General features: G+C 61.0%; 20 protein-coding genes. 15 read left to right on the top strand and 5 right to left on the bottom strand.

The genetic code is table 11. The features are described 5' to 3' along the window. The 5 genes from E5X34_RS27615 to E5X34_RS27595 all read right to left on the bottom strand — a co-directional run bounded on the left by E5X34_RS27615 (position 1) and on the right by E5X34_RS27595 (position 3,795). Positions 1-1,203 carry an MFS transporter gene (locus tag E5X34_RS27615; RefSeq protein ID WP_292571452.1) on the bottom strand — a complete coding sequence of 401 codons (1,203 nt, stop codon included), beginning with the start codon at positions 1,201-1,203 and terminating at the stop codon, positions 1-3. Between the two features lie 89 nt (positions 1,204-1,292). Beyond that, positions 1,293-1,775 (bottom strand): cupin, encoded by a 483-nt coding sequence (locus E5X34_RS27610; protein ID WP_292571449.1) that lies wholly within the window; start codon positions 1,773-1,775, stop codon positions 1,293-1,295. A 192-nt stretch (positions 1,776-1,967) separates the two neighbouring features. Further along, positions 1,968-2,882, bottom strand: coding sequence for a LysR family transcriptional regulator (locus E5X34_RS27605; protein ID WP_292571446.1), 915 nt, complete (start codon positions 2,880-2,882; stop codon positions 1,968-1,970). A 171-nt stretch (positions 2,883-3,053) separates the two neighbouring features. Then, positions 3,054-3,329, bottom strand: coding sequence for a hypothetical protein (locus E5X34_RS27600; RefSeq protein ID WP_292571442.1), 276 nt, complete (start codon positions 3,327-3,329; stop codon positions 3,054-3,056). A 187-nt stretch (positions 3,330-3,516) separates the two neighbouring features. Next, positions 3,517-3,795 carry a hypothetical protein gene (locus E5X34_RS27595; RefSeq protein ID WP_292571439.1) on the bottom strand — a complete coding sequence of 93 codons (279 nt, stop codon included), beginning with the start codon at positions 3,793-3,795 and terminating at the stop codon, positions 3,517-3,519. A 201-nt stretch (positions 3,796-3,996) separates the two neighbouring features. On the opposite strand from E5X34_RS27595, the gene E5X34_RS27590 reads away from it, so the two are divergent. From E5X34_RS27590 to E5X34_RS27520, 15 genes are all read left to right on the top strand, one after another. After that, positions 3,997-4,854 carry a hypothetical protein gene (locus tag E5X34_RS27590; protein WP_292571436.1) on the top strand — a complete coding sequence of 286 codons (858 nt, stop codon included), beginning with the start codon at positions 3,997-3,999 and terminating at the stop codon, positions 4,852-4,854. A gap of 232 nt (positions 4,855-5,086) precedes the next feature. Next, positions 5,087-5,356, top strand: a complete 270-nt coding sequence (locus E5X34_RS27585) for a DUF2282 domain-containing protein (protein ID WP_095819763.1) — start codon at positions 5,087-5,089, stop codon at positions 5,354-5,356. Positions 5,357-5,399: 43 nt separating this feature from the next. Then, a complete protein-coding gene (locus E5X34_RS27580) occupies positions 5,400-6,434 on the top strand; it encodes a DUF692 domain-containing protein (protein WP_292571434.1) in 1,035 nt (344 codons plus the stop codon). Beyond that, positions 6,421-7,206, top strand: coding sequence for a DNA-binding domain-containing protein (locus E5X34_RS27575; RefSeq protein WP_292571431.1), 786 nt, complete (start codon positions 6,421-6,423; stop codon positions 7,204-7,206). The genes E5X34_RS27580 and E5X34_RS27575 overlap by 14 nt, the downstream gene beginning before the upstream one ends. An 11-nt stretch (positions 7,207-7,217) precedes the next feature. Further along, positions 7,218-7,694, top strand: coding sequence for a DoxX family protein (locus E5X34_RS27570; RefSeq protein WP_292571428.1), 477 nt, complete (start codon positions 7,218-7,220; stop codon positions 7,692-7,694). Positions 7,695-7,720: 26 nt separating this feature from the next. Next, the gene (locus E5X34_RS27565; protein WP_292571425.1) at positions 7,721-8,428 is read left to right on the top strand and encodes an NAD(P)H-dependent oxidoreductase; all 708 of its coding nucleotides are present in this window, start codon (positions 7,721-7,723) and stop codon (positions 8,426-8,428) included. Between the two features lie 646 nt (positions 8,429-9,074). Then, positions 9,075-10,019 carry a MurR/RpiR family transcriptional regulator gene (locus E5X34_RS27560; protein WP_292571422.1) on the top strand — a complete coding sequence of 315 codons (945 nt, stop codon included), beginning with the start codon at positions 9,075-9,077 and terminating at the stop codon, positions 10,017-10,019. Positions 10,020-10,352: 333 nt separating this feature from the next. Then, positions 10,353-11,579 carry an extracellular solute-binding protein gene (locus E5X34_RS27555; protein ID WP_292571419.1) on the top strand — a complete coding sequence of 409 codons (1,227 nt, stop codon included), beginning with the start codon at positions 10,353-10,355 and terminating at the stop codon, positions 11,577-11,579. A gap of 111 nt (positions 11,580-11,690) precedes the next feature. Continuing rightward, positions 11,691-13,586 carry an ABC transporter permease subunit gene (locus E5X34_RS27550; RefSeq protein ID WP_292571416.1) on the top strand — a complete coding sequence of 632 codons (1,896 nt, stop codon included), beginning with the start codon at positions 11,691-11,693 and terminating at the stop codon, positions 13,584-13,586. A gap of 14 nt (positions 13,587-13,600) precedes the next feature. Next, positions 13,601-14,650 carry an ABC transporter ATP-binding protein gene (locus tag E5X34_RS27545; protein ID WP_292571413.1) on the top strand — a complete coding sequence of 350 codons (1,050 nt, stop codon included), beginning with the start codon at positions 13,601-13,603 and terminating at the stop codon, positions 14,648-14,650. Then, on the top strand, positions 14,640-15,797 hold the full coding sequence (locus E5X34_RS27540) for an amidohydrolase/deacetylase family metallohydrolase (RefSeq protein ID WP_292571410.1): 1,158 nt from the start codon (positions 14,640-14,642) through the stop codon (positions 15,795-15,797). The genes E5X34_RS27545 and E5X34_RS27540 overlap by 11 nt, the downstream gene beginning before the upstream one ends. Positions 15,798-15,809: 12 nt before the next feature. Continuing rightward, on the top strand, positions 15,810-17,282 hold the full coding sequence (locus E5X34_RS27535; protein WP_292571407.1) for an aldehyde dehydrogenase family protein: 1,473 nt from the start codon (positions 15,810-15,812) through the stop codon (positions 17,280-17,282). Beyond that, entirely contained in the window at positions 17,279-17,836 is a 558-nt protein-coding gene (locus E5X34_RS27530; RefSeq protein ID WP_292571404.1) for a hypothetical protein, read from the top strand. Before E5X34_RS27535 ends, E5X34_RS27530 begins: the two co-directional genes overlap by 4 nt. Then, positions 17,833-19,461, top strand: coding sequence for a GMC family oxidoreductase (locus tag E5X34_RS27525; protein ID WP_292571400.1), 1,629 nt, complete (start codon positions 17,833-17,835; stop codon positions 19,459-19,461). The genes E5X34_RS27530 and E5X34_RS27525 overlap by 4 nt, the downstream gene beginning before the upstream one ends. A 134-nt stretch (positions 19,462-19,595) precedes the next feature. Further along, on the top strand, positions 19,596-20,675 hold the full coding sequence (locus tag E5X34_RS27520) for a DSD1 family PLP-dependent enzyme (RefSeq protein WP_292571397.1): 1,080 nt from the start codon (positions 19,596-19,598) through the stop codon (positions 20,673-20,675). The last annotated feature ends 101 nt before the right edge of the window (positions 20,676-20,776 follow it).

Genomic DNA, 20,776 nt, shown 5'->3' with positions numbered 1-20,776 from the left:
TCAGCCCTTGGGCGTTCGCAGCACGCGCGCGATCGCGATCGCACCGGCGAGAACCGCGGCCAGCACGGCGACGCATGCAGTCCAGCCGACACGGTCGTAGATCTGTCCGATGAGGAAGCTGCCGGCGAGCCCGCCGCCGTAGTATGACGCCAAGTAGATGCCGCTCGCGGCGGCGCGATCGCGCGACGCGGTCCGGCTGACATGTCCCGTGGCTATCGCCTGAGCCAGGAAGGTGCCGACGGCAATGAGCGCCATCCCTACCAGGACGATCGGAAGGCTGGGTGCGAGCAGCAGAAGCAAACCGATGATTGCCAGCGCAAGCGTCGCTCCGATCCCTCCCCTGGGGCCAAGGCTCGCTGCGACTCGGCCGGCGAGCGGAGTCGTCAGCATCGATGGCAGGAAGACGAAATAGACAGCGCCCAGGGCCATCGGCGTGAGCGAAAGCGGCACCGCGACGAGCTGGAAATTCACGTAGGTGAACGTGCCGATAAAGACGAACAGGATCAGGAAGCCGATCGCGAAACAAGCGCGCAGCTCCACATTCCGCAACGGGGCCTTCCAGGCGGCGCGGGCAGGCTCGCCGTCCAGGTCGGCGCGCATCATTGCCGAGGTCTTCTGCAACGTGAACCAGACAAGAGCGGCGCCGAGCAGATTAAGCGCGGCGAAGGTCAGGAAGTTGGTGGAGATGCCGAACGTGTCGGCCACCGCCGCCGACATCAACCGGCCGAAAAAGTTGCTGGCCACGTTGCCTGTCACATAGGCTGCAAGCGCGCTCGTCGTCTGCCGCGCTGAAAAATGCTCGGCCAGATAGGCCATCGTCAGCGTGAAGGCTGTCGACATGCAGAGGCCCTGCGCCACGCGCAGCAAGGCGAAAACAACGATATTGTCCGTCTGCGACAGCAGCGTCGTCGGGATCGCCAGGATGGCCAGGCTGATCCAGATGCCGTTGCGGCGATCAATGCCGCGCCCAAAAAGCGCGACGGCGATCCCGGCCACCGCCATGCCGAACGTGCTGGCATTCACGGCGAAGCCCATGGTGGCGCGGCTGACGCCGAATTTCACCACCAGCGAAGGCAGGATGGCCTGGGTGGCGAACAGGTCAACGAGCGTCAGGAACGCGATCAGCGCGATCAGGCCGAAGCGCCAGCTGTCTGCCGCAAAAGTGCGAACCTTTGTCGGTTCCGTCCGTTCACTCGTCGTCATGACAGGCTCCGTCGCCATGTCCTCGGGCAATCGCCCGAGGATGGACCTTTGGCTTCCGATGTCGGGATCACTTCACCGCTGCGGGCGGCTCACATCATGTGATCGTCGTGCATCGCAGGCGGCAGCACGTCGGCCGAATAGAGCACGGCCGGAACCTTGCCGTTGTTCTTCCACCAGTGGGCGAGCTGGCCGAACTCGGCCGTCACGTCGCCGGCCGGATGTTCGATGCCGACCTTGCAGGTGCTGGCGTATTCAGTGATGGAGCCTTCGACGACGATAATGTTGGCGGGGCGGACATTGTGCTCATGCCACGGCACGACGCCGCCGGGCTGAACGACGAGCTTGCGAAGGCGCAGCATGTTGCCTTTCCAAGCCTCACCCTTGCTGCTCAAATCGATTGCGGAAAGCACCGTGTCGGTGACGCCGACCGGCTTGCTGGGATGTTCCTGGATGTCGGTGGTGGCGGCCTGCCCGGCAGGGCACTCGCCTGCAAAAGCCGGAGCCGCCGAAAATGCAGCGGTCGCGGCCAGCATGCCCAGAGCGAACGCAAGATTGAGTTTCTTGGTAGCCATCTCGTATTTCTCCTTTGTCGGTGCCCAATCGCGGGAGGCGGGGCATGACGAGGAGAGTGACCGGAGCCTCGTCGAAAGAGAAATGCTGACTGGCTCTTAAATCGATACCTGAAAACTATCGTGGATCATCATACCGGCGCGAGAGTGCGTGCCACAACATAAGGCGTGGCCTCGGCTCTTTTCTTCGGTTTGCTATGCAGCCGTTTTCCTTACAGACAGATCGATCCCGCTTTCCGGCCAGCTATGCGCCTTGACGCTGTTGACGAAAGTTGATGTGGCCGGCGAGAACCGGCGCCCGGCCACAACGACAAGCGATACCTCCCGCCAAACTTCCGGATCGATAACGGGCCTGACCTGCAAGCCGGGGATGACGGCGCTGAATTCGGGGATGAAGCAGATGCCCAGCCCACCGGAGACCATGTTCTGAATCCAGTCTTCGCGTTCGCTGGCGTAGGAGATCCTGAGCTTCACACCGCGTTCATTGCAAAGGCCCGCAAGATAGTCTCGATATTCGCAGTTCAGGCGTCTGAGATAGTTCTCGCCGTCGAGCTCCGAGATGGCGACATTGTCGTTACGAGCCAGCCGATGGCCATTGGGGAATGCCAGGACGAACCGCTCGCGATAGAGCGGCGTGACATCGAACCTCTCGGGAAAACTGTTGCTGGACGCCATGATGGCGACATCGATCTCGCCCGCTTCCAGCAGCTGCGACAGGGATGCCGGCACGCCCTCGACAAGCTGCAGTTGGATGCCTTGCTGGCGCCTGTTGAAATCCGCCAACAGGCCGGTAAATCGGCGCGGACCGATCGTGCACATCACACCAACCTTGAGATTCGCGTTCTCCAGGCACAGAAACCGCGACGCCTCCTGGCGAACGCCGGTCACCTCGTCGAGGATCTGCTGAAATCTGGGGCGGAGCAAAGCGCCCAGATCCGTGAGGTGCGTCAGGTTCCGCTCGCGGCGAAACAACAGGCCGCCGACCTCGTCCTCGAGCTGCTGGATGGCGCGCGACAGCGCCGGCTGAGTGACGTTGCATCTCTCGCCGGCGCGCGTGAAATTCCGGGTCTCGCAGACGGCCAGGAAGTAGCGGATGTGATGGATGTCCATGCGTATCGTCCCTCAGCTGCATAGATGCATTTGCATGCTCGAAGACTGCCGCAATGGGCCGGATCATGCCAATGCGCGGGGGCTATAAAGTCGATAGCGTTTCGTCATACGACGATGGCGGGCCAAGGCCCGCCATCCAACTGTCCGGTTATAGCTTGACGCAGCAGGATATCAGCTATGATGACCCAGGGCAAAGAGCTGGGCGCAGAACTGCGCGTGCGGCTTGCTCATGGCGGCGTCATTGCATTCCTTCATCATGGCGTCCTGCGTGTTCTTCGGTGTCGCTTTCCACGCGGTCTCGAAGTCGGCGCTCGACTTCATCGTCTTCATGCCGGCATCGGTGAAGAAGGGCTGCATGTTGGAGGGTTCGTCGAGGGCGCCGGCGACGGCCACGCCACCAAGAACGGAACGGGCAAAAGCGCCGAGGCAGATAGCTTTAAGGTTCATGTTCAAGTCCTTCTCTGGTTAGGTAGTCGTCCACTCGACAACCGTTAGATTGGCTTGACAGCAATTCAGAATTACTGACTTCCTCCTTGCTGGTATGAACCTTGCCGCAATCACCTGCCAACTCACCAATGTCATCTGCGTATGAAGACTATGCCGGTTCTGCATCCACAGATGCTATCCGGCACAGTCACTGGTTGGTTCCGCCCAAAGCGAGGACATTCGCGCAGAATTGTGCATGGGGCCTGCGCATCGCCGGGTCGCTGCATGCCTTCGTCATCTTTGCCCGGTCATGATTCGACAGGGCGAGCCAGGCTTTCTTGAATCCAGCCATCGGTTTCATCGTCTTCATCGTGGCGTCCGTGTAGAACGTCGGCAGTGCAGCGAGGTCGGTGAACGGGTTGGCGGACGCCGGGTTCGCGCCAAAGGCGACGGCAAACACAGCCACGCAGGCAAGTTGTATTCTCACCGTTGATCTCCTTCGCACTCCAGGCGCGGCTTGGGTGAACGGCGCCAGCCTGATCGGGAAAGAGTGCGGCGTGTGAGGACGGGCAGCCAATGCAATCTGCCTATGGACTTCATGCCACCTTAGCATTTCGGCTGAACAAGAAGATGCGGCAGTCTCTTTCCAATCGCCCTCGCCGGCGACCTTGGGGATGGAGACCAGATCATGCTTGCTCAGTCCGTAGTGAGAACAGTTGCAGCAGCCGCGCCAGCGGCGCATCTCGGTGTCGAAGACCAGACGATCGACATCGTGCTGGCAAACGACGCGCATGCTGCTTTCGTCTGGGGTGTGCTCGACCGGCTGCTGGACCAGCCGAACTGCAACGTGAGCGGCGTTACTGCGTCGGGCTTCGCGGCGATGCAAGCGGCGGTCTTTGCCTATGGGCTGAGCGTCGGCGGCAGGCGCGGCGCGCGCACGGCACTTGCCAACTTCTGGCGGCGCGTCAGCCATGCCTCGATGTTCGCCATCGATAGAACGAGCCTGCTGCGATCGATGCTGGAACAGTCGATCGACCTCGAGCAGATCAGTAACGAAGACTGCCCGGTGAAACTGAGCGTCCTGGCCGTCAATGCCCGCACCGATGCTGTGAAGATATTTTCCGGTGAGCAGCTGTCGATTGACGCGATCGTGGCAGCAGCGACAGTCCCGTTCCTCTCCCAGCCGATCGAGATCGACGGCGATACTTATTGGGGGGACGGGGACATCTCGCAATTGCCGTCTGCTCGATCACCGAAAACGAGCCACCGCCTGATCATCGCAGGCAGGCCTTCGCTGTTCACGACGCTATGTCCGGATCGCAGCTTTTCCTCCACCCATTGCGCGACCAAATGCGCGCCGGTTCACACCATCTTCGACAGTCAATACCGAGCAGGGGCTGAACTCTTCGTCAGACCCTGGATCGACTGGGGCGAACTGACAGACATGCGTGACAGAGGTCGACAATGTGCCGAAGGCTGGCTTGCGACTGATCTTTTCAGCACCGACGAACGCCGGGCCATCGGCTGTCGAACCCAATACATCTAGGCGTCTCCCTCCCGCCTAGCCGCGCCTGCATCGCATACTCCCGAACGCAGGTGCCAAGCCCTCCGGTGCCCCCGCCGGAGGGCTTTTTCGCGCCGAGCTCCTGAACATAGTGGCCGCGTATCAATTCCATGCCGAGACAGCATTTCAGCTCGGCGCCACGATCGGAGAGACTGATCTGCAGACGGGCCTAAGGCCGGTCTTTCCCTCGAAACGCCAACCAGGAGACAAGCCTGTGATCAACACCAAGACCCTTATCGGATCGGCCCTCGCGGCTGCCACCACGCTCGCCGCGACGGCGGCATACAGCGGCCCGGCCGCCAAGCCCGGCTTCGCCTTCGAGAAATGCTACGGCGTGGTCAAGGCCGGCCAGAACGACTGCCAGACCGCGACGCATTCCTGCGCCGGCACCGCGACCGCCGACAACCAGCCGGATTCCTGGCTCTACGTGCCCGCCGGCAGCTGCGCCAAGATCGCGGGCGGCAGCGACAAGCCGAAAGCCTAGCAACTTCCACCTCGAGCCAACCAGACCAGAATGGAGGAGACCGATGTCCAGCATGTTTTCACCTCTTGCAATCCCCGCTTCGGCGGGCATTGGTCTTCGCTCGCCTCACATCTCCGAGATGCTGACGCGGCGCCCTTCAGCTGGCTGGCTCGAGGTCCACGCCGAGAACTACATGGGTGACGGCGCTGGCGTCGAAGCGCTGGAAAGGCTGCGCCAGATCTACCCGCTGTCCGTGCACGGCGTCGGCTTGTCGCTGGGCAGCGCGCAAGGTCTGGATCGCGATCATCTGGAGCGACTGCGCAAGGTCTGCGACCGCTTCGAGCCCGATCTGGTTTCCGAGCATCTCGCCTGGAGTGTCGCCGACGGCGCCTATCTCAACGATCTCTTGCCGCTGCGCTACGACGAAGAAGCGCTGGCGATCGTCGCGCGCAACGTCGAGACCGTCCAGGAAACGTTGAATCGGCAGGTGCTGATCGAGAATCTGTCTGCTTACGTCGCCTTTGCGGACTCCTCGATGAGCGAGGCCGAGTTTCTGGCCGAGCTCGTGATTCGGACCGGCTGCGGTTTGTTGCTCGACGTAAACAACGTTCAGGTCTCGGCACACAATCTGCAATATGACGCCAAGGCCTTCATCGATGCGCTGCCGGCAGAGGCGATCGGCGAGATCCACCTTGCCGGCCATGCGACCAACCACGTCGGCGCCGACACCGTGCTCATCGACGACCATGGCTCGCGCGTGCCTCCCGTCGTCTGGGCGCTCTATCAGCATGCCATAGACCGGCTTGGCCCGCGGCCAACCTTGATCGAGTGGGACACCGACGTTCCCATCCTCGACGTGCTGCTGGGCGAAGCGATGTGGGCGGACATGCTGACCGCGTCGATCATGTTCAACCGCAAGCAAGCTGCTCGGCGCGAGCAAACGACCAAGACGCGAGCGACGCCGATCCACCTTTCTGTCCAGAGCGAAACGACGACCAGCATGCCCGTCCTGGCGGCGTTCGCCGCTGCCAGATGCGCCAGGCCGTGCATGTCCGTGGCGCTTGTCTCAATCGAGGAGGAATACCATGCTGCCGCTTGAACACTTGCAGACCACCATGGCGCGGTCGGTGCTGGCCATGGAGCCGGTGGTCGCCGCAAATATGCTGACCGCCGGCAAGGCAGATCCGTTGGCGCGCCTGCGGATTTACCAGAACAACACGCGCAGTTCCCTCACCGCGGCGCTGATGGCGGTGTTTCCCGTGACCGTCCGCCTCGTCGACGAACGCTTCTTCCGCTTTGCGGCGAGCGAATTCATTCGGCGGCATCCGCCAGTGGAGTCGCGACTGGCACGTTATGGCGCCGGCTTTCCACGCTTCTTGAAAACGATCGACACGCTGTCCGACATGCCGATCGTCGCGGAAACGGCGCGTCTCGAATGGGCCATAGCGGAGGCGCTCGACACGGCGTCGCTGCCGCCTCGCAACCTGGCAGAATATGACCACACCGATCTTGGGCTGTCGCCGGATATCCAGCTCCAGCCCTCGCTGCGGTTGATTGTCTCGCATTGGTCGATCCTGTCGGTATGGATGGCGCATCAACAGGAGACGACGGTCGATGAAAACATCACCTGGACAAGGCGACCCGAACGCGTAGCGTTGTGGCGAGCGGGGAATTATGTGCGGCTTTTTCTGCTCGACCGCGCGAGCTTCGCCTTCTGGCATTCGCTGAAGCACGGTTTCGGCCTCGAGCATGCCACTGGCCGCGCCTTGGCGCTCGATCCAGCCTTCGACCTGGTTTCGGCCCTTGTGCGTCTGTTCCGCGACAGGCTCGTCACCGACGCGCGGGTCGCCTCGAATTCCCCCTCAAACTGACGGAGACGGTCATGACCGCAATATCGGAGCAATCCTCGTCCAACCTGGCCGGCCTTGTCGGCCTCTACAGGCGCATCATCAAGCTGCCCGAACACATTCCATTCTCGCTGGTCCAACTCGCCGCGCGCGTGGCGGTGGCACATGTCTTCTGGCAATCGGCCCAGAGCAAGCTGGCGTCCTGGCCAGTGACGCTGCAGCTCTTCGCCAACGAATACAATCTGCCGTTCATCGACCCTTCGATCGCGGCGCCGCTTGCGACGACCGCGGAACTGACCGGCTCGGTGCTGGTCTTCTTCGGGCTGTTCTCGCGCCTCGCCGCGCTGATGCTGCTCGGCGTCGTCTCCGTCATTCAGATCTTCGTCTATCCGGAAAACTGGGCGGAGCACCTGCTGTGGGCCTCGTTGCTGCTTCTCATTCTGACGCGCGGCGCCGGCGTCTTCTCGCTCGACCAGGTCGCCGAGCGAACCCTTTCGGCACCCAGAAAATAGACATTCCGGCCAGGTGGAAACGCACGGTGCGCATCTTCATCGTTCACGCTCACCCTGAGCCCAACAGCTTCAACGGCGCCCTGACCCGCGCGGCCGAGCAAGCGCTGATTGCGGCCGGGCACGAGGTCGTCATCTCCGACCTTTATGCGATGGGCTTCAATCCGGTGTCGGATCGCCGCAACTTCACGACTGTGCGCGATGCTAACTACTATCGCCAGCAGGCCGAAGAGGCGAATGCTGCCGTTTACGACGGATTTGCCCCCGACATTCAGGCGGAGATGGACAAGCTTTTCTGGTGCGACGCCTTGATCCTGCAATTCCCGCTCTGGTGGTTCGGGCTGCCGGCGATTCTCAAGGGCTGGGTTGACCGCGTGTTCGCATCGGGGGGCCGCATCTATGGCGGCGGCAAATGGTATGATCGCGGCGTCTTCGCCGGAAAGCGCGCGATGTGTTCCGTCACAATCGGCGGGCCGCCGCCGATCTATTCAGACAGGGGACTGAACGGCCCGATAGATTCGATCCTATTTCCGATCAACCACGGGATGCTTTATTTTGTCGGCTTCACCGTGATCGAGCCTTTCCTCGTGCATGCACCAGCGCGCATCGGCGATGGTGAACGCCAGATTTTCCTCGAGCGTTACCGTGAACGGCTCCTGGGTCTCCCGCATGCCCCGACTATCGCTTATCCAAAGCTCACGGACTTCGACGATAACCATGTCTTGAAAACTGCATGAAGGAGCCCGGTTTGCGGTGGCCGGCACTGTCGGACTGCCGGCCGCGCCTGCTTACCTTGGTCCCCCGGTAGCCCACCATAAGCCAACAAAATCAAAGCCGATACGATTGCCGCACCAAGGAGAAGGCTGCCGCCGTCGGGCGATTTCAGGCCACACAAATCACGCCATTTGGTACCCAAGCAGATAGCGCCGGATGATCCGATCGATGGTGGCGGCCACGCTCGTCAGGATGCATTCCCCTCAGGACCTTCAGGGGACACCGCCCGACCGGGTGACCTGTTCCAGACATCGTTCTTCAGTCCTATCGGTAAAGCTCGATGTGCGGGCCCGAATAGCACCTCGTGTCTAACCCTTGGGTCGCAGACGATCGAAATCCCAGAAGGCGCTTCCTGGACAAACAGACCTTCCCCGGGGGACTCGCGAACGGCATTCAGAACCAAACACTTCAGGATGCCAGTTCCAACGACCAGCGTACTTACAACTTGAGAAACGGATAGAGATGACGCAGTTGACAGCTCGGCAATCGTCATAGAGGCGAGCCAGGCTGACGGCCACCTCGATATGGAGGGTTACGCATCGCCCTCACGGAAGTGGTTGACACCATGACGCTTAGACTCAAAACCTCAGTCCAAACGGAGTTTCTTCGATGGCTCGTGATAAGTCACAAGAAAATCATGCATCGCCACCCAATGATCGGGCGATCATCCGGGGCACGAAGCGCAATGCACAAGACGTCATTGGGCTTATTGTCGACCAGCAGTCACAGTTCTCCAAAACAAACCGCCGGATCGCGCACGCGATTTTGAGCGAGCCGCATAGCTTTGTCGAAAAGCCCATCGAGGAACTTACCACTTGGCTCGACGTATCGGCGCCAACCATCACACGGTTTTCGCGCATGTTGGGATGTGACGGTCTCAAGGATCTCAAGCTCAAGATCATGGGGTCGGTGCGCATCGGCATCCGTTATCTCGAACCGCAGACGCCGCCCGGGTCCATCGCCGAAGTCGCGGAGCGCGTCAGCAAACGAGCACAGAAAACCATCGCGGACATGCATCATAACGTCGATCTCGAGCGCGCCCAGGCGGTCGTCGAAAAAATCAGCGTCTGCCACACGCTCTACGCATTCGGGAGTGGCGGTGTCTCCTCATGGCTTATCGAGGAGATCCAGAACCGCTTTTTCCGGTTGGGTATACGTGTCGTTCCCTGTCAGGATCACCAGATGCAGTTCATGCTGGCAACAGCCGTGGACCGTACGGACGTTGTTATCTGCTGTTCGCTCACGGGGGCCAATGTCGAGCTTGAGAAGGCAGTAGCCGTCGCGCGCGAGTACGGAGCGACAACGATCGCCCTGACCCCGAGCGGGACGCCTCTCGCTGCCGCCGTTGATGAGCTTTTGCCGATCAACTCTCCCCCTGATGAGGACATTTTGAGCCCGGCATCAATCCGCTACGCCTACATGATCGCGATCGATATCATTTCTTACGGCGTAGCTATCGCGCGCAAGGACGCGGGTCGGGAAAAACTGCGCCGGCTCAAGCAGCAACTGGCAGTCGCTCGCGATGCAGCCCAGACCCAGCCATTGTGTGACTAACTCCAAAAAAATGACTAATTTTTGTTTTTTTGATCAAAAAATAGCCGACAAAATGATCATCTGGTTAGAAATGCTGGAAAATGATCCGGAAATGAAAATTTTTGTTGGACAGCTAAAAACTTTTCGGCATAGTTCCCCTGCGGCAAGAGCTTAACCGACCTTACAAGTCGCCTCCCAGGTTGGAGGGATCAAAGTTATCTGCCCGGCATAGCCGGTTGGTCGAAATCAAAAAGCTATAACGATTGGGGAACTGGCATGATTTCTTCGCTGGAACGACATCTGCTGTCCAGAAGACAGATATTGCAAGGCGCTGCGGGATTATCCGCCGCGGCCATGATGAAGTCTCGCGCCTTCGCGGCACCAGCCACGCCGATCAGCTTCGTCGGCTGGCAATACCAACCGCAGATCGTTGACGACAACGTCAAGACGTTCATGAAACTCTACGACGAGAACGTGAACTACGAACTGGTATCGGGTGACTATCACCCCCTGGCGGAAACGAAGCTCACCGGCGGCCAGCATATCGACATGCTGTATTCGGAGGAGAATTACATCGCCCGCTGGCACGCCGCCAATTGGATCCGCGACATCGAGAGCCTGCCCGGCGTCGCCGACATCAAAGCCGGCATCTTCCCAGTCAGCATAGAGTCGCTTTCCCTGCCGAACGGTGGCCCCCTGTGCGGGCTGCCCTATTACGCCGGCTACAACACCTTCCTTTACAATGAGGAGCATCTCAAGAAGGCAGGGGTTCAGGTCCCGGAAACCTGGGATGCCGTCCTTGATGTCTGCCGCAAGCTCAAGAAGGATGGCATATCCGACGCGCCATTTCATGCGATGTGGCAGCAGCAATGGCCGAACATGTCTTGGTATATGTTCGCCGCATGGTACTCCGAGGGTGCCAAGGTCTTCGGCGCCGAAGGCAACTTCGTCGACCAACCGGCCTTGCGCAAGATCCTCGAAATCAACCAGACCTTCTACAAGGAAAAGCTAGTCGTCGAGGACATCATGACCTTGCCCGGCGAAGGTGTGCCCAGCTACGCCTCCGGCCGACACACGTTCATGGTCGTCCATGACTACAACCACAAGGTCGCCAACGATCCCGCCGTTTCCAAGATCGCAGGCAAGGTGCGCAACGCGATCATGCCGGGCGCGACCCGCTCCACCATGGCCTGGACGGCGGCCTATCTTATGGGTGCGCAGCCCGTCGATGAGGAGCGCGTGTGGAACCTGCTCCAGTTCTTCGGCGGCAAAGCCAAGGATGGCCAGTATCATGTGATCAAGCGCTGGGCGCTCGAGTTCGGCCTCGGCTCGGGCTACAAGGAGGTCATGCAGGATCCCGAGATCGTCGCCAGTTTCTCGAAATGGCGCGACCTCGATATTTCGGCCAAACAGCTCGGCACGGCGACGTCACGCGCGATCGGCAAGGCCATCTGGTTCCCGGAATGGGATATGTTCATGATGCAGCAGGTCCAGGAATACATCCGTTCGGGCAGCTCGACCGACCAGCTGGTGGCATCACTTGCGGCCAAGGCTTCCGAGCTGAAGGCCCAGTACCAGTAGGCATTCGGGGCAGCGGGTCATCGGGACCGGCTGCCCCGTCCGTATCAACCTCCAAAACATCGCCGGACGCCGCATTGCCGGCACTCAGGCCCAGATGATGTGCGAGGACGTATGACAACGACGCTGGTGCCGTCGCAAAGAATAGAGCCACTGACGCATCAGCGCCGCCGTAGGATCAACCTTCCGGCCTTTGCTTATGTTTCCGTCGTGCCGACATTGATCCTGATGGTCCTGATCGTCGGCCTGCCACTCCTCTACAGTCTCTATTTGTCCTTCAACATCACCAATCCGATCACCAAGCGGTGGATTTTCGTTGGCTTCGCCAATTATACGAAGGTCTTCCAGAACCAGGATTTCTGGTATGCACTCGGGCGCACGCTCTATTTCTCCGCGATTGCGGTCGCCGGAACGACCGTCCTCGGAACGCTGATCGCACTCGTTTTGAACCAGCGATTTGTCGGCCGCGGCTTCCTGCGCAGTGTGGTCCTCGTTCCCTGGGCCATGGCGCCGGTGTCGATTGGGGTTCTGTGGTCCTTCATCTATGCCGGCAATTTCGGCCTGCTTAACGGCTTTCTCAACGACGTGGGCCTTGGTTCATGGGGACGGGCATGGTTCGGAGAGGGCTTCCGCGCCCTCAACCTCGTGGCATTGACCCAAGTCTGGAACCAGACGCCGCTGACGACGCTGATGCTCCTTTCCAGCCTGCAATCCATGCCGGGCAACCTGCATCGCGCAGCCATTCTCGACGGCGCGGGACCGGTCAAACGCTTCTTCTCGATCACGCTGCCCTGGCTCAAGCCGACGCTGCTTTTCTCCACCATCATCTCCACCATCAATGCGTTTCTGGCCTTCGACATCATCTGGATCATGACGCGAGGCGGTCCGGGCTCGGCGACCACCACATTGTCCTGGCTCGGCTATATGCAATCGTTCCAGTTCCTGAAGTTCGGCGAAGGAGCCGCCCTTCTTTACGTGCTGACGTTTCTCAGCCTTGCATTCGCGATCGCCTATTTCGTCTTCCTCAGCCCCAAGAAAGCCAGAACGACGGTGCCGGCGGTGGCTGCTCCAGGACTGCAGACGGCCAGCCGTCCGCGGCCCCCCATGGTCGTCTTGCCGGAGTGGAAGCCGAAAAGGCTGATGGGCCCGATTGCCACGCGCAACACAGGCAAATTTCTGTTCGCGCTCGCCGTTGCCGCCATTTTTGTCTGGTCTTTCCTGCCCGTCGCCGCACTGATCCTGATCAGCCTGTCGCCAGCCACCGACCTGATCCGAACGCCCCCCTCCGTCGTACCCTCGACGCTCACCTTCGAGAACTATCGGTCCGTGCTCATGGCCCAGGGCACAACCAGCGTGCAGGCCGCGCGCGTGCCATTGTCCCTGCTCAATAGTTTCGGCATCGGCATCGTCGTCTCCGTCGTCAATGTCGCACTCGGCACCTTGGCTGGCTACGGTTTTGCCCGCTACGCCGGACATCGCTTCTTTGCCGTAAGCCTCTGGGCGCTTCTTCTGACGCGTATGGTTCCTGCGCTGACGTTGGTTCTCCCGTTCTTCGTTATTTTCCGGACGCTCGGGCTCATCGACACCCATCTCGGTCTGGTGATCGCATATTCGACGATCCTGATGCCGCTTGCCGCCTGGATGATGAAGACCAGTTTCGAGACCGTGCCTCTCAGCCTGGAGCGCGCGGCACAGATCGATGGCTGCAGCCGCTGGACGATGTTCCGCAAGGTCCTGGTGCCTGTGGTGCGGCCGGCTATCGTCGCGGCGCTGATCTTCTGCTTCCTGGTGTCCTGGAACGAGTTTCTCTTTGCCATGATCCTGACCTCGACCCCCAAGACGCAGACAATTCCTGTGGTCATCGCAGGCTTTCTCAACCAGGCACGGTTCTATGAGTATGGGCCGCTTTTTGCGGCCAGCGTGCTTGCCATTCTGCCGCCCGTGGCGGTCGCCTTCTTCTTCCAACGTTACCTGGTCCAGGGTGCGCTTTCCGGCGCGGTCAAGGGCTGAAAGGAGCTTTGAGCATGGCATCGATCGAAATTGCCGGCCTCAACAAGCGGTTCGGGACCATGGCTGTTTTGAAAGGGCTCGATCTTTCGATCAGCGACGGCGAGTTCATCTCCTTCCTCGGACCGTCGGGATGCGGGAAATCGACGTTACTGTTTTGCATCGCCGGCCTGGAGGATATCGACGAGGGATCCATCCGCTTCGACGACAAGGAGATTTCGGATCTGGGACCGCGCGAACGCAACATCGCCCTGGTCTTCCAGGATTACGCGCTCTATCCGCATATGACGGTGCGCGAGAATATCGCCTTTCCGTTGCGCCAGCAGAAACTGGACCAGGCGACCGTGGACAAGCAGGTTGCCTGGGCCGCCGATGTTCTCGGCATCGAAAACCTTCTCGACCGACCGCCGGCGGCGCTTTCCGGTGGCCAGCGCCAGCGTGTCGCCGTTGGCCGCGCGATCGTCAGAAATCCCTCGGTACTTCTGATGGACGAGCCCCTTTCCAATCTCGATGCCTCGCTGCGCGTGCGCATGCGCACCGAGATCCGGCGCCTCCAAAAGGCGCTCGGCATTACCGTTATCTTCGTTACGCACGATCAGGAGGAGGCCATGGTGCTGTCCGACCGGATCGCCGTGATGAAGGACGGCGTCGTGCAGCAGTTCGCGCCGCCGATGGAGGTTTATTCCGAGCCAGCCAACCAATTCGTCGCCGGGTTCATCGGCAGCCCGCAAATGAACTTCTTGCCCGCCAAGCTGTGTGGCGGCAGTTCCGATCAGATCCTCGGCGTGCGTCCACACGACCTGAAGCCGGCGGCTCGCGGCAATGGCGGCCTGACGCTGTCTGGAGAGCTTTTGCTCATCGAGCCGGCCGGGCCTTTCCAGTTCCTCGACGTTTCAATCGCCGGGCACGTCGTGCGGGCAACCTGTAGTGACGCGTCCGGCCTATCTGCCGGCCAAAGCCTCATCCTTAGCGCGCGAGCGGACGCAGTTCGTTATTTCGCAGCGGACGGTGGCACCCGTATCAACCAGCAATTCTTGGAAACCGAAAGCCGAATTCATGCCATATGAGCTCGTTTTAAAAAATGGCCGTGTGATCGATCCTTCCCAGGGCATCGACCGCATCACCGACGTCGCCTTCGCCGGCGGAAAGGTCGCCGCGCTTGGGGACGGCCTTTCCGGCATGCAAGAACGAAACGTCTCCGGCTTGATCGTGACGCCCGGCCTGATCGATCTGCATACGCATGTCTACTGGGGCGGGACGTCGCTCGGCGTGGATCCCGACGCGTTTGCCCGAAAGAGCGCGGTTTCGACCTGCGTCGATACAGGAAGTGCGGGACCGGGAAATTTTCCGGGATTTCGCAAGCATGTGATCGAGCGCAGCACCGCCCGCATCCTCGTCTATCTGCATATCTCTTTCGCCGGCATCTATGGGTTCGCAAAGAATTTCATGATCGGCGAAAGCCATGACATGCGGCTTCTTGCCGGCCGTGAAGCGGTCGAGATCATCAACGCCAACCGCGACGTTATCATCGGCGTAAAAGTGCGCATCGGGCGCCATGCTTCCGGCCCTGCCGGCATCCAGCCTCTCGATGTCGCCCTGCAGGTCGCCGATGAGACCGGCCTGCCGCTGATGGCCCATATCGATGAGCCGCCGCCATCTTACGAGGCCGTTGTTTCGCGGCTGCGCGCCGGCGACGTGCTGACCCATTGTTTCCGACCCTTTCCCAATGCACCCGTCGACGGCAAGGGCAAGATCAAGCCGGAAATCCTCGAGGCAAGGCAACGTGGCGTTCTTTTCGATATCGGCCACGGGATGGGCTCCTTCTCCTGGAAGTCCGCACGCGCGATGATGGCGCAAGGTTTCCAGCCGGACACCATTTCCTCCGATGTCCATGCGCTCTGCATCGAAGGCCCGGCCTACGACCAGGTCACGACGCTTTCGAAATTCCTGGCGCTCGGCATGTCGATCAACGACATCATCGCCGCCTCGACTGTCAATGCGGCAAAGGCATTGCTGCGCCCCGAGCTTGGGACATTCAAGATCGGCTCGGCCGGGGATGCGAGCATCCTCGAATTGCGCAGCGGCGCGTTTTCCCTTGAAGACACCCGTGGCGAGATCGTCGTCGCGCCTGAACGTATCTTCGCCGCCGGTCTGGTCATTGCCGGTCAGGATATCGGTACCGACGATCAAGCGCTCGCGGCAGCGGCTGAATAGGGAGATCTGAAAATGGACAGTGGCTACACAATGAAGGACACGCCGGCCAATTTCATAGGCGGCGAATGGCAGGCGGAGCCGGAGACCATGGCGGCGGTCAATCCGGCAACCGGAGAGACCATTGCCCAGCTCCCGCGATCGAGCCGAGAAACGGCACAACGGGCTGTCGCCGCGGCAAAGACCGCAGCGCCGTCATGGGCCGACACGCCGGTTTTCAAGCGCGCCGCGATCTGCATTGCCATCGCCTCGGCAATCGACGCCGCTCAGGAAAAGATCGCGCGCATCCTCTCGGCCGAGCAAGGCAAGGTTCTCGCCGAGGCCATGGGTGAGGTCGGCAAGGCCGCCGATGGCTTCCGGCTGGCATCCGAGCTCGTCAAGCAAATGGGCGGCCAGACCTTGCCCGCCGAGGATCCGACGAAGCTCGTTATGACCATCCGCCAGCCGCGTGGCGTTTATGGCGTCATCACCCCGTGGAATTTTCCGGTCAACATCCCCGTGGAATATCTGGCTCCGGGCATTGCAAGCGGCAACACCATTGTCTGGGTCCCCGCTCCTTCCACCTCGCTGGTCGCCTGTGCCTTGATGGAGGCGATCGACAGCGCCGGTCTTCCCGCCGGCGTCATCAACCTGGTCATCGGCGAGGGCGCTACCGTGGGCGACGCCGTCGTGGTTCATCCCGATGTGGCGGCCATCGGCTTCACCGGGAGCGCGGCCACCGGCAGGAAAATCGCCGAGCGCGGCGCGGGCAAGCCGCTGCTCCTGGAATTGGGCGGCAATGGCCCCGTGATCGTTTTCGAGGATGCCGATCTTGATGCGGCCGCCGCTGCCGCGGCCGGCGGCGCATTCTTCAATGCCGGTCAGGTCTGCGCCGCGACGGGGCGTGTTCTCGCGCATCGGTCGATTGCCGAAAGCCTGTGCGAGAAACTTGTCGCCCATGCCCATAAACATGTGCTCGGCGATCCCTTCCATCAGGGGACCACCATGGGGCCGCTGAACAACGCCAAGGTCGCAGCCAAGGTCAAGGAGCATGTCGATGACGCGGTCGCTCAAGGCGCCAGGGTGCTTCATGGCGGCAAGCCGCGTCCCGACCTCGGCAGCGGACTGTTTTTCGAACCGACGATCATCGCCGGTGTCACGCGCGAGATGAAGATCAACCGCGAGGAAACCTTCGGACCTGTCGTGCCCGTTCTCGCCTTCAAGGACGAAGCCGAGGCGCTCGATCTGGCCCTCGACAGCGACTATGGCCTGTCGGTCGGCGTCTTCACGGCGGATGTGGCGCGAGGGGTTGCGATTGCCAAGGCGATCCCCGCCGGGATCGTCAACGTCAACGCCGGCAGCACCTGGTGGGAAATCCACCTGCCCTTCGGAGGCGGGACCGGCACCAGGAGCGGTATCGGCCGGCTCGGCGGCGTGCACACTATGGAAGCCATGACTGAACTGAAGATGATCACGGTCACGATCGACCGAAAGGCAGGTGCGGCGTGAACCCCCAACCGCTTGCCTTTGCCGGCGAACGCAATTCGCCGCTTTCTCCGCTCGAGAGAACACGATTGATCCGCGCTCTTGTCGATGAACTGATCCCCGGCGACGAGGGATGGCCCTCGGCATCCGAGGCGGGTGTGCACGGCATCGTCGCGATGCGCCTCTTCGGGGATTGGAGCGATGAGCGGATTACGGCGCTGGCCAATCTGCTCGGCTGGGAAGAGGACGGCCTTTCGAGCGCCGATGGCGAAACCCGCATCGCCGCCGTCAAGGCCTTCGAAGAAGCTGACACGGAGCTTTTCGACAAGATCTATACGGCGGTGACACTCGCGTATTACGAGACGCCCTTCGTCATTGAAGCCATTCGAAACACGGGGCGTCCGTACTCATACCGGCCGCATGTGACCGGCTATGACATGGCGCCCTTCGATTTCAACCGGGATCGGCCTGCCCATCGGCGCGGCCATTACCTAGAAACTGAAAACGTCAGGCCCGTCGATACGTCGTCGCTCGGGCTGGATACGGTAAAGACAGATCGCTGGGGAGTGAAAAGATGAGGACAGAGCGCATCTGTGATGTGTTGATCGTGGGTGCCGGTGCAACAGGATCCCTGGCGGCGCTGACATTGGCGGAAGCCGGTCTCGATGTCGTCTGCCTGGAACAGGGTTCCTGGGTGGAAGCGCAAGATCATCCGCATCTCCATGCCGACTGGTCTTGGCAACGCCGGACCAACTGGAGCCCGGACGTCAACAAGCGCAGCCATCCGGACGATTTCCCCGTCAATTCAGATTCCTCCCAAATCCTGATGTGGAACGCCGTCGGCGGGTCGACCAACGTCTATGGCGCAATCTGGCCACGCTACCGTCCTTCCGATTTCCGCAAGGGCACGGAGCATGGTCTTCAGCCGGACTGGCCGCTCACCTATGAGGAAATCGCGCCCTTTTACGAGCAGGCCGACAAGCTTGTCGGTGTGTCGGGACTTGCTGGCGATCCGGCCATGCCCCCGCGAGACCGCTGCCCGACCCCGCCAATGCCTGTGTCCAAGGTAGCGAAGCGCCTTGCTGCCGGTTTCGATGCGCTTGACTGGCACTGGTGGCCCGTCGAGGCCGCGGCGATCTCGGAGAACTATGACGGCCGACCGGCCTGTAATAATTGCGGCACTTGCAACGGCTGTCCGCGCGGATCGATGAGCAAATATTCGCTGTCCATCTGGCCGAAGGCATTGAATGCCGGCTGCGAACTGCGCATCAACGCCCGCGTGCTCAGGATCGAGAAAGGCCTAGACGGTCGCGCCAGCGGCGCTCTCTATGTCGACCGCAACACCGGGAAGCAGCATTTCCAGAAAGCGAAACTGGTTATCGTGGCCGCGAACGGCATCGGCACGCCACGGCTCCTTCTTGCGTCAGACAATCTTGCAAACGCCAACGATCAGGTCGGACGCCATCTCCTGCACCACACGCTGGTTGCCTGTGAAATGTGGGTCGACGAGCCGGTCGATGGTCATATCGGCTACGTCGCATCGCTACTGTCGCGGCAGTTCGCCGAAACGGACGTGTCGCGCGGTTTCGTCAACGGTTTCAATTTCAACTGCATCACCTCAACGCCCTCGGCGGGAGAGCTTGCGGCCGGCTGGTTCACGCCGGCGCGCGCGCCATGGGGCCGCGACCATCACTCATGGTTCGAGCGCCACTTCGGCCATTCCATCGGCGTTTTCGCCATTGGCGACGATCTGCCGAATCCGGAAAATCGCGTGACGCTGGATCCTGTGCTGAAGGATTCCGACGGCGTGCCAGCGGCAAAGACCCACTATGCGCCAGGTGAAAACGACAAGCGCATGATGAACTACATGCTGGATCGCCTCGAGGAGCTTGCAAAGGCGTGCGGCGCTTTCGAATATCGGCTGCACGACTATCGCGACAAGGATGGCGTTTATCGCACACCCGCCTGGCATATGATCGGCACCTGCCGCATGGGCAGCGACCCGGCGACATCCGTCGTCAACCGGTGGAATCAGACCTGGGAGGTTCCCAATCTGTTCATCGTAGACGGAAGCGTGCTGGCGACCGGCGGTGTCGTCAATCCCACGGCGACCATCTCGGCGCTCGCTTTGCGGGCCGCGGCCTATATCCGCGACAATTTCGAAACCCTGTCGCAGCACACGCGGTCGTCGATAGCCGCATGACGCCGACAACGCGGACCCTCCGTCAATCGTCTCGCATATCAAGCAAAGACGATCAGCTGCCCGCGTGATCATGATTGGCATCATCGCGATCAGAGAAAGACAAAATGCTTCAACGCCCCCCTGCCGAGCCCGGAATGAGCGAAGCCGATATCGATACGCCTGCCCTCATCATCGATCTCGATGCAATGGAAGGCAATCTCGATCGCATGGCCGCATTCTGCCGCAACGCAGGGGTGCGGTTGCGCGCTCACGCGAAAACCCACAAGTCCCCCGTGATTGCCCACTGGCAGATAGCCAGAGGGGCCATCGGCCAGTGCGCGCAAAAACCAGCGGAAGCCGAAGTTCTTGCCTGGGGCGGGGTCAGCGACATCCTTGTTTCCAACGAGGTCGTTTCCTCCCGCAAGCTGGCGCGTCTTGCCGCGTTGAACAGGATGTCGAAGATTTCGCTTTGTGCCGATAGCGCGATCGTGGTCGACCAGATCGAAGCAGTTGCGGAATCCTTTGCCACGCGGTTGACCGTGCTGGTCGAGATCGACGTCAGCGGCGGCCGCTGCGGTGTGGAGCCCGGCGAACCGGCCACGGCGCTGGCGGTACGCATAGCGAGAAGCCGCCATCTGGTGTTCGGCGGCCTGCAATCCTACCAAGGGCGCGCCCAGCACCTGCGCACCGAACAGGAGCGACGCGACGCAATCGGCCTGGCTGTGGCGCGAACGGCGGATACTGTCGCCGCGATCAGGCGGCAAAAGCTGGAATGCGCTATCGTGGGCGGCGCAGGCACGGGTACCTTTGCCCACGAGGCAGCCAGCGGCGTCTACAACGAGTTGCAGGCTGGGTCCTATGTGTTCATGGATGCCGACTATGCGCGAAATCGCCCCGCTCCCGATTTCGAACAATCGCTGTTCGTGTTGAGCACCGTCATGAGTGCTGCCCGTCCCGGCATCGCGGTTCTGGATTGCGGCCACAAGGGAATCGCCATCGACAGCGGGCTTCCTCTCGTTCACGCCAGAAAGGATATCGACTATGCCGGCGCATCGGATGAGCACGGTTCGCTCATCCTGCGTTCGGATCCCGGAAACCTTGCCATCGGAGAAACGCTACGCCTCGTTCCCGGCCATTGCGATCCAACGGTCGACCGCCATGACTGGTATGTCGGTATGCGCGGCAAACGGGTCGAATGCGTCTTTCCTGTAGCGGCACGCGGAATGATGCAATGACGCTCGCGGTCCTTCCAGAGGCCGAACCCCGTCCCGGCAACTGAGGCGGTAGTGTGCTGAGAGTTCTGCAAATTCGCTGAGAGAGGGCGGTCATGGCAGGC

The organism is Mesorhizobium sp. (assembly GCF_004963255.1).
GTDB lineage: Bacteria > Pseudomonadota > Alphaproteobacteria > Rhizobiales > Rhizobiaceae > Mesorhizobium.
The sequence above is the reverse complement of the archived record's forward strand: the minus strand, read 5'-3'. Positions and strand labels throughout refer to the sequence as shown.